The organism is Marinobacterium sp. BA1 (assembly GCF_041155135.1).
Lineage (GTDB): Bacteria > Pseudomonadota > Gammaproteobacteria > Pseudomonadales > Balneatricaceae > Marinobacterium > Marinobacterium iners.
This window is the reverse complement of sequence record NZ_BAAFHC010000001.1, coordinates 322,769-337,520: the sequence shown is the minus strand read 5'-3', so window position 1 is coordinate 337,520 and position 14,752 is coordinate 322,769. Positions and strand designations below refer to the sequence as shown.

General features: G+C 54.1%; 11 protein-coding genes. 5 read left to right on the top strand and 6 right to left on the bottom strand.

Annotated elements, in window-relative coordinates; all coding sequences use genetic code 11:
• Positions 1-44: 44 nt before the first annotated feature.
• The 3 genes from ACAM29_RS01595 to ACAM29_RS01585 are packed head-to-tail and all read right to left on the bottom strand — an operon-like array spanning position 45 to position 2,867.
• Positions 45-797 carry an ABC transporter ATP-binding protein gene (locus ACAM29_RS01595; RefSeq protein WP_369622972.1) on the bottom strand — a complete coding sequence of 251 codons (753 nt, stop codon included), beginning with the start codon at positions 795-797 and terminating at the stop codon, positions 45-47.
• Positions 794-1,783: a FecCD family ABC transporter permease gene (locus tag ACAM29_RS01590; protein WP_369622971.1), complete on the bottom strand. Its 990-nt coding sequence runs from the start codon at positions 1,781-1,783 to the stop codon at positions 794-796. The genes ACAM29_RS01595 and ACAM29_RS01590 overlap by 4 nt, the downstream gene beginning before the upstream one ends.
• A gap of 46 nt (positions 1,784-1,829) precedes the next feature.
• Positions 1,830-2,867: an ABC transporter substrate-binding protein gene (locus ACAM29_RS01585; RefSeq protein WP_369622970.1), complete on the bottom strand. Its 1,038-nt coding sequence runs from the start codon at positions 2,865-2,867 to the stop codon at positions 1,830-1,832.
• Between the two features lie 153 nt (positions 2,868-3,020).
• Between ACAM29_RS01585 and ACAM29_RS01580 the strand changes: the two genes are divergently transcribed.
• Complete coding sequence (locus ACAM29_RS01580; RefSeq protein WP_369622969.1) at positions 3,021-3,968, top strand: LysR family transcriptional regulator; 948 nt, start codon at positions 3,021-3,023, stop codon at positions 3,966-3,968.
• Positions 3,969-4,010: 42 nt separating this feature from the next.
• On the opposite strand, the gene ACAM29_RS01575 is transcribed toward ACAM29_RS01580, so the two are convergent.
• Positions 4,011-4,919, bottom strand: a complete 909-nt coding sequence (locus ACAM29_RS01575; RefSeq protein WP_369622968.1) for a bestrophin family protein — start codon at positions 4,917-4,919, stop codon at positions 4,011-4,013.
• 149 nt (positions 4,920-5,068) lie between these two features.
• On the opposite strand from ACAM29_RS01575, the gene ACAM29_RS01570 reads away from it, so the two are divergent.
• From ACAM29_RS01570 to ACAM29_RS01560, 3 genes are all read left to right on the top strand, one after another.
• A complete protein-coding gene (locus tag ACAM29_RS01570) occupies positions 5,069-5,692 on the top strand; it encodes a glutathione S-transferase family protein (RefSeq protein WP_091825077.1) in 624 nt (207 codons plus the stop codon).
• 82 nt (positions 5,693-5,774) lie between these two features.
• On the top strand, positions 5,775-8,030 hold the full coding sequence (locus ACAM29_RS01565; RefSeq protein WP_091825075.1) for an arginine/lysine/ornithine decarboxylase: 2,256 nt from the start codon (positions 5,775-5,777) through the stop codon (positions 8,028-8,030).
• Positions 8,031-8,179: 149 nt separating this feature from the next.
• Positions 8,180-9,760 (top strand): PAS domain-containing methyl-accepting chemotaxis protein, encoded by a 1,581-nt coding sequence (locus ACAM29_RS01560; RefSeq protein WP_369622967.1) that lies wholly within the window; start codon positions 8,180-8,182, stop codon positions 9,758-9,760.
• Positions 9,761-9,830: 70 nt separating this feature from the next.
• Here ACAM29_RS01560 and ACAM29_RS01555 read toward each other — a convergent pair whose 3' ends face one another.
• Complete coding sequence (locus tag ACAM29_RS01555) at positions 9,831-11,816, bottom strand: methyl-accepting chemotaxis protein (RefSeq protein ID WP_206835138.1); 1,986 nt, start codon at positions 11,814-11,816, stop codon at positions 9,831-9,833.
• Between the two features lie 253 nt (positions 11,817-12,069).
• On the opposite strand from ACAM29_RS01555, the gene ACAM29_RS01550 reads away from it, so the two are divergent.
• Entirely contained in the window at positions 12,070-14,049 is a 1,980-nt protein-coding gene (locus tag ACAM29_RS01550) for a methyl-accepting chemotaxis protein (RefSeq protein ID WP_354407161.1), read from the top strand.
• A gap of 52 nt (positions 14,050-14,101) precedes the next feature.
• Here the strand turns inward: ACAM29_RS01550 and ACAM29_RS01545 are convergent, their stop codons facing one another.
• Complete coding sequence (locus ACAM29_RS01545) at positions 14,102-14,683, bottom strand: PhnA domain-containing protein (protein WP_369622966.1); 582 nt, start codon at positions 14,681-14,683, stop codon at positions 14,102-14,104.
• Positions 14,684-14,752 lie beyond the last annotated feature (69 nt).

Genomic DNA, 14,752 nt, shown 5'->3' with positions numbered 1-14,752 from the left:
ATTTATTTAACTCAATCTAAAAAATATTTTCTTCTGAAGTCTTTTTAAAAGAAATGAAATACCGGCCTTTTGATATCATCGTGATGCAGCATGCGGACATTAACACCAAAGACCCTTTTGATATTATCCTGTGTAAGCACTTCTTCCGGGGTACCTATGGCAACCATATTGCCGGAGCACATCATGATGACTCGATCACATGCGGTTGCCTGATTGAGGTCATGCAATGCAACCACGATTGTGGTTTCCAGTGTTTCCACCAGCTCCAGGATTGCTAGTTGGTTCTGAATATCCAGATGATTGCTGGGCTCATCAAGCAATAGCACCTCCGGCTGCTGAGCCAAGGCTCGCGCCAGATGGACTCTTTGCCTTTCACCACCGGACAGGGTCTGCCAGACTCGATGCTGAAGATGCTGGATATTCAGCGCCTGTATCGCGTGATCAACGATGGCATCATCCCGTTCGGACCAGGGATTCAGCGGGGAAAGCCAAGGCGTACGTCCCAGCTCAATGGCGTCCCTTACATGGATACGATCATGGGTCTCAGCCTGTTGTGCCACATAAGCCAGCTGCCGTGCCACCACATGTCTTGACAAGGAATATATACACCTACCGTTCAACAAAATTTCCCCATTGCAGGGACGATTGATTCCCGCTAGCAGCCGAAGCAACGTTGACTTGCCCGAGCCATTGGGACCGACCAGCCCCACAACCTCTCCCCGGCATACATCAAACGAAAGGGGCTCAATCAAAGGTTTTCCATTCAGAGTGGAGCTCAACTTGTGTACAGAGATCATCGGTTCCTGGCTCCGCGGATCAAAATAACGGCAAAGGCGGGAGCACCAATTAATGCGGTGACCACCCCGATGGGCAGCACTTGCCCGGGAATCACTATGCGTGACAATACATCTGACAGCACAAGGAAGACGGCCCCCATCAGAGCCGCTACAGGGATAAGCACCGCATGGCGGACTCCAACCAGAAAACGGGCAGCATGAGGAATCACCAAGCCCACAAAGCCGATGGAACCGACCATGGAAACCATCACGGCTGTCAGCATGGCTGTTACAAAAATCAGAATCAGTCGAACTCGGGCAACCGGAATGCCCAGAGATTGGGCAGACTCGGCACCAAAGGTAAAGGCATCAAGAGCTCGAGCATGATAAAGGGCTACCAGCAATCCAATCACTGCCACGGGCACTGCTAGCCAGGCATCTTCCCAGCGGATGCCGCTCAGATTGCCCAGCAACCAGAACATGATGCCCCGCGCAGCCTCCGCATTGGCTGATTTGGTAATCATCAGAGCCGAAAGTGCATGGAAAAGCTGTGCACTGGCGATGCCGGCCAGAATAATGTGCCCGGTAAAGCGGGACAGCAGCAGCACCACAGCGAATGCCAGCAGAGAGCCGGCGAAGGCCCCAAATGACATAGAGACAGCACCTGCTCCAATCCCGATGATGGCTACCGCCACGGCACCGGCAGAAGCGCCTGCAGAGATACCCAGAATATAAGGATCAACCAGGACATTTCGCAACAGAGATTGCAGCACCACACCACTGACCGCCAAAGCAGAGCCACAACAGATGGCTATAATCGCCCGACTGAGCCGATACTCCCAAAGAATACCTGCGTCAATGGCATCAACCACATGGCTCGCACCAAGCAGCCTATTGGCCAGGGTTTTATATACCGTATCCAGAGCAATGGGGCTTTCCCCCACCATCAATGCGATCATGGCCGCTGCCAGCAAAATGCCGGCAGCGATCAGAAGGGAGCGACTCATGGCAAGCAGCAGTTGCCCTGTCCTATACAGGAACACTTGGATCATCTTATTCCCTTCCCAGATCCAGTGTCTGCAGTGCTTCGCTCAATGTTTCAAGTCCATCGATGGAACGCAGGGTGACATCCATGGCATGAGCATCCATCACAACAACTCGATTGTTTTTGACCGCATCCATTTCTTTGGTCACCGGGTCCGTACGAAGAAACTCCAGTTTCTTTTTGTAATCATCGCCCTCAAAGCGGCGCCGGCTCATTTCTGCAACCACAATGATGTCAGGGTTGGCTTGGGCAATGGTTTCCCAGCCCACCATCGGCCAAACCTCTTCGGACTGGACCACGTTTTCAATCCCCAGGGTCGACATCATCCAATCAGCTACGGTTTTTCGGCCAGCAACCCAGGGATCGACCCCCAGTGCAGCACTGGAATACCAAAATACGGCCGTCAGGCCATCTGTCTGGTGTTTCCTAGCCTGATCCACGACAGCCGCTTCCCGCTTGCGTATGCTGTCGATCAACTCATTCCCACGTTCTCTCACCGCAAAAAGATGTGCGATGTCTCGGATATTCCGGTAAAGGTCATCCAGCGAAAACATGGCGGTACGAGTACCATCAATGCCTTTACTCCCATCCTGATTGCTGCACTGAGAGGCTAGCACATAGGTATTGATACCCAGCGAATGAAACTGTTCGCGCTTGCCGACAGCCCCCTGAGGGCCAATGGTAAACAGAAAGTCTGCTGTGACCAGATCCGGCTTTTTGCCAATCACCCCTTCAAAGCTGGGGAAGTTATCCGCTATGCGTTCAATGTCGGCATTCACTTCACGATACTTTTCATCAACATCGGTAAACCAGTTGGATGTTCCTGCAACCCGATCATGCAGTCCCAGAGCATAGATGATTTCAGTACCGGCCTGGCCCACGGTAACCACACGCTTCGGCGGGCTGCTCAGATTCAGCATCTCACCACAATTCTCCAGCTTGATGGGCCTCCCCTGCTCCTGACCAACAGCAACGGCTGAAATACCTGACAACAAGCCAGCGCAAACCAGAGTTTTAGCCCAAGGAAGGCTGCGGAAAAAAATCATGAGAATCTCCTTAAAAACAGAATTACCGAATGTGTTCATCCCTTCAGGAACGGCGATTCTCACAGCATTGATAATGATTATCAATTGAATTAATATTAACAACATATTCCATATGGGAATACCTTTTTAATATTCTGTAAAGCGCAGGGAACAATGCGAGAAACCTTCAATATCCGCCAGCTGGAAGCATTCAGAGCGGTCATCAAGCATGGGGCTGTCAGTCGCGCAGCAGACAGCCTGTATATCACCCAGTCAGCGGTCAGCAAGCTGATTGCCGCCCTGGAGGAGCAAACCGGCCTGACACTGTTTGAACGGAGCTCGGGTCGCCTGCAGCCCACATCTGACGCATTAAAGCTGTTTGACCAAAGTGACCGTGTTTTTTCCGAACTGTCCGGCCTCAGCCGCAAGGTTCAGCAGCTAAAAAATAACGGGAGCAGAAGCTTCGCCATTGGCTTCCTGCCCGCTCTGGCTAGCCAGTATTCTGCTGAAATATGTAGAATTTTCCGCCAGGAACATCCCGACATCGAGCTGTCACTGGTAATTGGCAATACACCGGCCATTAAGGAGATGCTGATCAACAGAAAGCTTGACGTGGGCGTAGTGGCAACGCCGATTGACCACCCATCCTTCACGGCTGAACCGATTTTAAGCTCATCCCTAGTGTTGATCCTGCCCCAGGGACACCCGCTTGCTGATCAGGAGGGAGTCCACGCCCGTGATCTGGATGGACTGGATTTTGTTGATTACAACCCGGATGATCACTGCAGCGCTCTGCAAACCAAACTTTTTGGACAGTTTGGAAGCACCCCCAGGTTTACCATCAACGGCACCACGGCCTCCGTTGTCATTAATCTGGTTGCAGCTGGTTTCGGTGCAGGGTTGGTACACCCGGCTTCGGCCCACTGGCGACGACCGGACCTTTGTATCAAGCCTTTTTACCCGAAAACGCCCATCTCCTATTATTTCTGTCACGACAACCAGCCACACAACGCTGAACTGATCCAGTACTTACGTCATTGCATGCAAAGGGTCCACAACCACGTTTTTCACTCGGAAAAGGAGGCGCCTTGCTGCGGGGAGCAAACTCAGTTCGAGGAATAAATCCGACCTCCGGATACGCTGTACTCTAATCCTGCCTGGATTCTACTGCAGCTGGTAATCCACCGGTCGCAGCAGTTCCGGTGCAGGATCCCCCAGAGCTTCAGCCACACTGATCTCATGAATGCGGCATATTGCATCCAATGGCAGGTCATTACTTTCACGCCCGAAAGGGAATTCCAGTTGCTCGGATAGTCGGTCCAGCCCAAAAAACGTGTAGGCCACGATGGCGCAAAACACCGGGGTAAACCAGCCAGCGGCACCGACCAACCCAAACGGAAGAAGGTAACAGTAAATATAGGCTGTCCGATGTGCCAACAGTGTGTAGGCAAAAGGCAAGGGTGTATGCGCAATCCGCTCAGATGCAGCCTGAATCCCTGCCAGCTCATGCAGGTGACGATCCAGGGCCGCCGCCGCGATGGTATCGATCTGTCCCGACTGCAGCGCCTGAGCAACCTGTAACCCCGCCTGCTGCAGCATGAACTCCGCCGGATTGCGTTTCGAAAGCGCCATATTGATCACTTCAGCCGGCAGGTCCGGTGGCAGATCATCACGTACATCTTCGCCACGCAGTTGACCCCGCAACAGGTGACTGTGCGCCAGTACACATGACAGCAGGTGTCGACGCTCTCCGTCTGCCAAATAGATACCACTGGCACGCGCCAGGCTGCGCACTTCATACACCATGTGCCCCCACTGCTTTCTGGCCTCCCACCAACGGTCATAGGTTGCGGTATTGCGCACGCTCAGCAGTATCGACAGGGCTATACCGATCAGAGTAAACGGCAACAGGCTGTACTCGACAACCCCATCAAGATAATGCCGCCTCATGCCCCAGGTAACGGCAAGAGCGAACAGCCCGACCAGAATGATATGAGGCAACACATGAGGTACAACCGAGCCTTTCCAGGCCAGCATCAGGCCGATGGCGCCCGGGCGCTTGCGAACGATCATTTAGATTAACTCCCGACAGCGAGTTGTATTTTGACTCGCCTGAATAAAATGCATCTGGCATAAATTGTATGTGGGCGATAGTGTTGACCAGAACCCGTGTCGTGAACAGTTTTAATTATTGCCAAATAACAACAATACAGAGGCCCAACATGAAACTGCTTGAAAACTCTGCCACCCCGAGCGCTCTGCGTGTTGCCATTTTTCTCAAAGAACTGGGAGTCGAAGTGGAACGCCAACAGGTTGATACCAAAGGCGCCGAAAACCGTACCAAGACGTTTTTACAGAAAGCGCCCAATGGGCTGATTCCGGTGCTGGAGCTCGATGATGGCACCTGTATCTGCGAAAGCCTTGCAATCTGTCGCTACTTTGACGCCATTACACCCAACGACAAGGCTCTGTTTGGCGATACGCCACTGGAGCAGGCCCGCGTTGAAATGTGGCAGCGGATAGTAGAGTTACAGGGTTTAGTGCCCGCTTTTCAAGCATTTCGCAACCTGACAGGGTTCTTCAGTGACCGGGAAAACTGTGTCAAAAGCTGGGGAGAGGAATCACAAAAAAGGGTAAACGCATTTCTGCCTGTTGTGGATCAGCAGTTGAGTACCCACTCATGGGTTGCAGGAGAGCATTTCAGTATCGCCGATATCACGTTGTGGGTCCTGTGCCGCTTTCTGCCTCGGTTGGAACTACAGGTCGATGATAGTTTGCCAAACCTGCAAAAGTGGCTTAACCAGATGGCCAGGCGTCCATCAGTTGCCGGTCAGCAGGACCGTTGATGTAGCTTTACTCTGACCCTGCCACTGCTACAATTGCTGACCTGAACTCTTAGGAACCGCCCTCAACCTGCAGGATGTGTGCATGAAGTTTCGTTTCCCCGTCGTCATCATCGACGAAGATTTCCGCTCCGAAAACATCTCAGGTTCCGGTATCCGGGATCTGGCTGAAGCGATCAGTCGCGAAGGCATGGAAGTGGTCGGATTTACCAGCTACGGTGACCTGACATCATTCGCACAGCAGGCCAGTCGGGCCTCCTGCTTTATCCTGTCCATCGATGACGAGGAGTTCGGTTCCGGCTCCGATGAAGATGTGGATAAGGCGTTGAAATCAATTCGTGACTTCATCGGTGAGGTGCGCAAGCGCAACGCTGATATTCCGGTGTTCCTCTACGGTGAAACCCGCACCTCACGCCATATCTCCAACGATATCCTGCGCGAGCTGCATGGTTTCATCCATATGTTCGAGGACACACCCGAGTTCGTGGCCCGCCACATCATTCGCGAAGCGACCAAGTATCTGGAAAGCCTGGCCCCGCCTTTCTTCAAGGCGCTGATGGACTACGCCAGTGACAGCTCCTACTCCTGGCACTGCCCCGGCCATTCAGGCGGTGTTGCCTTTCTGAAAAGCCCTGTAGGCCAGATGTTTCACCAGTTCTTCGGTGAAAACATGCTGCGCGCCGACGTGTGCAACGCAGTAGAAGAGCTGGGCCAACTGCTGGACCACACCGGCCCGGTATCAGCCAGTGAGTCCAATGCCGCACGCATCTTCAATGCCGATCATCTGTTCTTTGTCACCAACGGCACGTCCACGTCCAACAAGGTCGTGTGGCACTCTACCGTAGCGCCGGGTGACATCGTCGTAGTCGACCGGAATTGCCACAAGTCGATTCTGCACTCGATCATCATGACCGGTGCGATCCCAGTGTTCTTGATGCCGACCCGCAACAACTACGGCATCATTGGTCCGATTCCCAAAAGTGAATTCGACCCTGAAACCATCCGCAAGAAGATCGAAGCCAACCCCTTTGCCCGCGAGGCGAAGAACAAAAAGCCACGTATCTTGACCATTACCCAGAGCACCTACGACGGCATCGTTTACAACGTGGAAACGATCAAGGAGATGCTGGGCAATACCATCGACACCCTGCACTTCGATGAGGCCTGGCTGCCGCACGCATCGTTCCATGAGTTCTATCACAACATGCATGCCATCGGGCCGGATCGTCCACGCTCGGACGAAACGCTGGTGTTTGCGACCCAATCCACTCACAAACTGCTGGCAGGATTGTCGCAGGCCTCCCAGATTCTGGTACAGGACGGCACCAGCCGAAAGCTGGATACCCACCGTTTCAACGAATCCTACCTGATGCACTCCTCTACCAGCCCGCAGTACGCGATCATTGCATCCTGTGACGTGGCCGCTGCCATGATGGAACCCCCGGGCGGCAAGGCTCTGGTGGAAGAATCATTGCTTGAAGCGATCGATTTCCGCCGTGCCATGCACAAGGTGGACGAGGAGTTTGGCGAAGACGACTGGTGGTTCAAGGTCTGGGGGCCGGATGTGCAGGCTGAGGAAGGCCTGGGAGACCGTGACAACTGGATCATCCATGACAACGATGATTGGCACGGCTTTGGCAAGATCGACTCTGGCTTCAACATGTTGGACCCGATCAAGTCTACCATCATTACACCGGGGCTAAATCTTGAAGGCGAGTTCGACGAAGTCGGCATTCCAGCCGCCATCGTCAGCAAATATCTGGCTGAGCACGGCATTATCATTGAGAAAAGCGGCCTCTACTCCTTCTTCATCATGTTCACCATCGGCATCACCAAGGGCCGCTGGAACTCGATGGTGACCGAACTTCAGCAGTTCAAGGATGACTACGACCAGAACCTGCCCATGTGGCGTGTGATGCCCGAATTTGCCCAGCGTCACCCCACCTATGAGCGCGTTGGCCTGCGTGATCTCTGTACCGAGATTCATAACGTCTACAAGCAGTATGATGTGGCTCGCATCACCACCGAAATGTACCTGTCCAACATCGAACCGGCCATGACACCGGCTGATGCCTGGGCTAAAATGGCGCACCGTGAGGTAGAGCGGGTTTCCATCGACGCCCTCGAAGGCCGCGTCACTGCGATGCTGGTGACCCCCTACCCACCGGGCATCCCGCTGCTGGTACCGGGCGAACGCTTCAACAAGACCATCGTGCGCTATCTGCAGTTTGCACGCGATTTCAACTCTCGCTTCCCTGGCTTCGAGACCGATGTTCATGGCCTCGTACGTGAGCAGGTAAACGGCAGAGATGCGTACTTCGTGGATGTGGTCAAAGACTGATCAACGTACAACAAACAACACGTACAGAAGCGGCTTACAGAAGCCGCTTTTTTTATACATGAATTATTTGGCACACAGTTTGTAGGTAATCTATAGTGAGTCGGAGGTTCGTGAGGGACCATACGGCAATAATAAGGATAACAGGTGCCATGAAAAAGAATTTGCCCATTACCGACCGCGAGGTTGAGTTCCCCAACAACACCAACATTCTCTCCACCACCGACCTTAAAGGTCAGGTGACCTACGTGAATCAGGACTTCATCACGATATGTGGCTTTCGCCAGGATGAGCTGTTGGGCAAAAACCACAACATCGTACGTCACCCTGACATGCCCCCGGCTGCTTTCCAGTCCCTGTGGGATACGGTACAGACCGGCAACTCCTGGATGGGAATTGTGAAAAACCGCTGCAAAAACGGTGATCACTACTGGGTCAGCGCGTACGTCACGCCGATCACCGAGGATGGCAAGGTCATCGAATACCAGTCGGTGCGTACCCGTCCCGAGCCAGAACAGATTGCCAGAGCCAGTCAACTATATGCTCGCCTGTCGGCCGGAAAAGAGTTCAAGCCCAGCCTGGCCAGCCGCATACGGCTGCCTTGGCGACTGCTGGGGGCCGGTATACTGGCGACACTGGCGGCACTGGGTTTGCACCAATCGGGTGTTGCCGGCACCGATGGCACTGCAGCGATTGTGATTGCCGCCATGTTGGCAAGCCTGCTGTCTATGCTGATCATACAGCCTATCCACCAGGTGATTGAGCAGACACGCAAAAGCGTCTCTGATGATGCACTGGCACGGCGTATCTACACCGGCCGCGACGATGAAGCCGGCCAGCTAAAGTTCGCTCTGTTCCGTCTGCGCTCAGAAGCCCGTGCAATTGCCGGACGTATTAATGATTGTGCCGAGCAGCTGGGTCAGAATGCCGAACGGCTGGCATCCGCCGTTGAGCGCAGCAGCCAGGGACTGAACCACCAGCAATCGGAAACGGAACAGATCGCTTCGGCCGTCACCCAGATGGTCGCCAGTATCGAGGAGGTCGCACGTCATGCACAGATGACAGCGGTCAGTGCAGAGGGCTCCAATACCTGCGCCAGTAACGGTCAGGCCGTCATGGCCGATGCACGCGAAGCGATCCTGTCTCTGACTGACGAAATCGAAAATGCCACTGGCGTTATTGACCAGTTGGCGACCAGCAGCGATAACATCCATGGCATTCTGGAAGTCATCACCGGCATCTCCGAAAAAACCAACCTGCTGGCACTGAACGCCGCCATCGAAGCCGCCCGCGCCGGTGAACATGGACGTGGTTTTGCCGTGGTAGCCGAAGAGGTTCGCAATCTGGCACAACGCAGCCAGGAGTCGGTCGGTGAAATCCAAACGCTGTTGGAAAGCCTGCAGCTCGGCTCTCGCAACGCGACCGATGCCATGCGTCAGAGTCAGAGCAAGGCCCGCCACACCGTTGAGAGGGCACTGCAGGCTGCAGACGCACTGCAGGAGATTACCGCAGCGGTAAATCAGATTACGGACATGAACACGCAGATTGCCTCTGCCGTGGAGCAGCAACTCAGTGTCAGCGGTGAGATCGAGCGCAACGTGGGACTGATCCGTGATGTGGCACAAAACAACCTCAGCGATGGCCGGCAGACACAGCTGTCGGCCGAAGAGATGGCAGGACTGTCACGCAACCTGAAGCAACTATCCACCAATTTCTGGGTTGTGAAAGCCTGAGCGAGCAACCCTTTTCCAGAACGTAAACGCCCCGCAGTGCGGGGCATTTCACCTCAGCCAAGTTTATCTATTACTTACGCTGCTGCACCTTGTCTTCCAGCGCCGTCAGCTTTTGTACGATTTCGGCAGAGATGGCCGCAACCTGATCGTAGCAGTTTTCAGCACGATCAAACTCTTTGGCCTGACGATACCGAATCGCTTCCTTCACCTGTGCATGCAGCTTCTCGTGCGGTGATTCAATGCTGGTGAATTCGCGCAGGCTGCCATATTTCTCTTTGCCTTCCGAGTAGTACCACTTACCGAAAGCACAATCCATATGCGATACGGCCTCTTTCTCTGTCAGGCTTGACTTGCCATCCAGAAAGCTGCGCAGCCGTGTTTTCCAGGACAGGTGGGCCGCCTTGGCAGCACCCAGGTCGATACCCTGTACATTGGTTTCAAACCGACTGACTTCCTTCAACAAACTTTCCACATAACCACTGATCTGGCTGGTCACCTCAACCGACTGCTTTGAATACGCGGAGGTTCTGCGCGCCTGATCCGCAATACCGGTAATATGGCGATCCATATCGTGTGCCACCTGGCTCTGCTCTTCGGCAGCGGTAGCGATCTGGGTGTTCATGTCGGTGATGACGCCCACCGCATCCACGATTCTCAAAATGACACTGCGCGCCTCTTCAGCCTGCGCCACACTCTCTTCGGCCATACGCTGACTGGTTTCAATTGAGTGTACCGCTGAGGTCGACTGTTTCTGCAACCGCTCAACGATCCGTGCAATATTTTCAGTTGATTCCTGGGTACGCTGAGCCAGCGTACGAACCTCATCAGCTACTACGGCAAAACCACGCCCCTGCTCACCGGCGCGAGCAGCCTCAATGGCGGCGTTCAGTGCCAGCAGGTTGGTCTGCTCGGCGATACCGGTAATCACATCCAGAATCTGGCTGACCTCTTCTGAGTCTTTCGCCAGTTCACGAATGACCTCACCGGAGTGACGTACCTGATCCGCCACACCACCGATCTGATCGCTAACCTGTGCCACCAGCTGCTGGCCACCCTTGGCAGAGTCTTTGGCCGCCTCGGCCGAGGACGCGGCGCTGGATGCACTCTGAGCCACCTCCTGCACCGTGGACGCCATTTCGGTCACCGCTGCCGCTACCTGATCAATTTGCGACTGCTGATTGGTCACACCACGGTCGGTGTCCGACAACGCCGAGTTCACCTGCCCCACCCCTGTACTGATACGCCCTGCAGTCTGAGTTACCTGATGCAACAGTTCGCCGATTTCGAGGATGATTTCGTTGTAGGCAGTATAGTTTTGACCTACCTCGTTTCTCGGGTTATCGATTTCAATCGGAATCGAGAAATTGCCCTGCGCCAGTACCCGCAGATGGTCACGCAGGTTTTTGATCTGACGGAACATGACTGTCAGGCCAAAAGAACGGCCCATCACGATCAACAGCAGTACCAGAGCGGTTACCCAAAGCGCGATTTGCTGCAGCAATTTCTGCTGTCCCAGTGCTTTGGATTCCATCAACCCAACGGTGTTGTTCATTTCCTTGAGCAGTGTCAGTGACTGCTGCTCCAGCTTTGGCAACAAGGCAGTATCCGGTTGCTGCAGATACTGGTTCAGCGTTGCACGATAACTGTTCCAGAGTGTGCCCACCTGCTCCAGCCGAGAACGGATCTCTGCATCCTCCGCAGCCTTGATACCTCGCTCGGCAGAGCCATTCAGCAATGCCTGGTGTGCGCTTTCAAACGCATTCATGGTCTTTGTTACTCCGCTGCGATCCCCGACATCCTGAGACAGCAGCAGCACTTCCTTGGCCATTTTCTGGCTCAGCATGCGTTGGGCGCCCGCCACATTGATTGCGGATGCATCTGTATTGTCAGAAAGGTAAACGGCAGCGCCAATCACTGCAGTCAGCACAAAGATGATCACATAGGAAAACATGAACTGGGCATCGAGCGAACGCATGCCAACCAGCTCGAGTAACCGCTCCAGCAGTTTGCCGGCGCGGTAGCGCATCGATTTTGTATCGGGAGAATATTTGAACATCTTTACCTTCCTCTGGGGCTGGCAGCATCGGTGAATCGTTGGGCTAACCCTGACGAACCGCGGACTTTAACGGTTTTTGTCTCCAGCAGTCATTAAATCGTGCCTGACAGTCAGTGTAAACGTATTCAGACAGGGTTATTGACCTGCTGCACAATGACTGTATTTGGTGACAGACAATTTACAGGTTTACAGCTTCCAAATAAGCAAATACCCTAAGTAAAAACCCACCAATAACAAGAATCTGGGTCACGGCATGAAAATCTATATAACACAACGTATTGCCATCGGTTTCGGCCTCTTGGTCGTCTTCATCATGCTGGTCGGTGCTGGCGGACTCTACGGTAGCCGAACCGTCAGTGCCGGCTTGAGTGCCGTCACGGAAGACGTGTTGCCACTGGTTGATGACAGCTACGCCCAGACACTTGCTTTGGGTAACTCAACCACGGATCTTTACGGTGCCCTGGCTCAGCGCCAGCCGGAGCGATTTGAAAGCTATCGAGAGATGTTCAACACCAGCTTCGACCGTTTCAGTAAGCAGCTGGATCAACTCCAGCTTCGGCTTGATAACCACACCGAACTGGCCCCCATTGTAAAGCGGATTCGCAATAATGCAGTAGAGCTTAAAGGCCTGTCGGAAAAACTGTTCGCACTCCACCAGGAACAGCGGCGACTGCAGGCGGCAGTCAGTGACATCTCAGTCAAGTTCATGACTCAGAATGATGCCCTTGCCAGCTGGGCACGCAACTACCTTTCCACAGCAACCAGCGATGAAGGCATATTGCGCATCCGCTCCGTCACCCGCGCAGCCAACAGCTACCGATTCATGCTGTTCAATTACCAGCGCAATCAGGATATCGAACGCTTGCGCAGTGATGCCAAAGATAATCGAGCCAGCCTGGTCCAGGCACATGAGTTTTTCGCTGAAGCTGAACCCCGCGCCAACCAGGTCGAGCCGCTGGTGCAAAATCTTGAAACCGCTTTTTACGGTGATGATGGCGTACTGTCGCTGTATAACCAGCTTACCGCCGCTGATATTGAACTGACCCAAACGCTGGAACAGTTGTCAGCCTTGATGGAAGCGTCCAGCAAAGAGTCTGCCAGCATGGTCGAGGCAGCGCGTACACTGGCAGCCGATACCCGTCAGAAAGGACAACAGGCGATTATTTTGAGCAATACGGTTATCCTGATAATCGCTTCCGCCGCCATCGTACTGGCGATCGTGATAGCGCTGTTGACCATTAACGCGCTGCGTAAACCCCTGGCCGAGATCCGTCAGCAATTGGGACGGCTGCGTCAGGGTGATCTTCGTATCAGCTTTGATGATCAGCGCAAGGATGAGTTCGGTGAGCTGGGCGAAGCCCTCAACGATGTGGTCAAGGGCCTGCGCGAAATCGTCACCACTATTACCCGTGGTTCTGAGCATCTTGCATCCGTTGCCAGCCAGAACTCAGCCATCAGTGAGCAGACCACGCAGGCGATGGCTCATCAAAGTGACCAGTTGCATCAAACGGCATCCGCCGCTACCGAAATTTCCAGCAGTGTGGCCGAAGTGGCCAATCACAGTCATACCACACTGGATGCCGTCAATGAATGCGAGTCCCTTAGTGTCAGCTTGACAGATAATGTCCGTGAAACCCTGCAAAGCATCGAACTGCAGGCCAGTGGTATACAACAGGCAGTCAGCGTCAGTGATCAGCTTGCCAGCTACGGCTCGGAGATTGACAGTATTCTGTCTACCATTCGGGATATCGCTGAACAGACCAACCTGCTGGCACTGAACGCCGCCATCGAGGCTGCCAGAGCCGGTGAGCATGGTCGCGGCTTTGCGGTAGTCGCCGATGAAGTGCGCGAGCTGGCCAGTCGAACCCAGAATTCCACAGGGCGGATTCAGGAGATGGTGGAAAATATGCAGAAAAACATTACGCAGGTCGTGAGCGTGATGCAATCAAGCTACCACCAGACGCAAAGCTGTGTAGAACACGCCCATGCCTCTCAAACCTCTTTGGATTCTCTCAATGCCGCCATCGCCCATATTGGCAGCCTGAGTACACAGATTACAGAGGCAGCACGCCAGCAAACCGATGCAGTCGAAGAAGTCAGCCGTACGCTGAACGGTCTGAATACCACCGCCAGCGAAACAACCGAAGGCGCACGTCAGGCGTCCGGCAGCAGTCGTGAGCTACTCAGTTACGCCCATGAACAGCAAGAGTTGCTGAAGCGCTTTTCGATCTAAAACCCTGGACTCATTCGGACAGAGTGGTCCGGATGAGTCCAGTGCAGGCGGGTTACTTCTGTTTCTTGACGAACTTGGTCAAAATCACGATTTGCTGACCTTCAACCCGCCCCTCGATGTGTTCGGGGTTATCCGGGACCAGTGAGATGTTGCGCACTGCAGTACCGCGCTTGGCCGTCAGGCTTGAGCCCTTCACGTTCAGATCCTTGATCAGGGTAACGGTATCACCCGCCTCAAGTACCACCCCATTGCTGTCCAGATGACGTACAACTTCGTCGTCTGACAAGTGATCACCTGTCGCCTGAGCCCAGCTCAGTGTTTCGTCATCCAGATACATCATGTCCAGCAGGTCCTGCGGCCAACCCTCACCACGCAGACGGTTGAGCATGCGCCAGGCCAGAACCTGTACCGCCGGCACCTGGCTCCACATGCTGTCGTTGAGGCAGCGCCAGTGGTTGGCATCCATCTGCTCCGGATTGTCGATCTGGTTGCGGCAGGTGTCGCACAGGAGGACAGACTGATCGACACTGTTATCCGAGGATGGAGGAACCGCAAACACCGCCAGATCTTCGGTTGCGCCACAAAGTTCACACTTGGATTCGCTGCGAGCCTGCAGCGCCTGTTCGATTGACATGATCGACCCTCCTGTTAATGAAGCGGCGCATTATGCCAGAAACCGCGCAGTTTTTGTGGCCTTGAACGT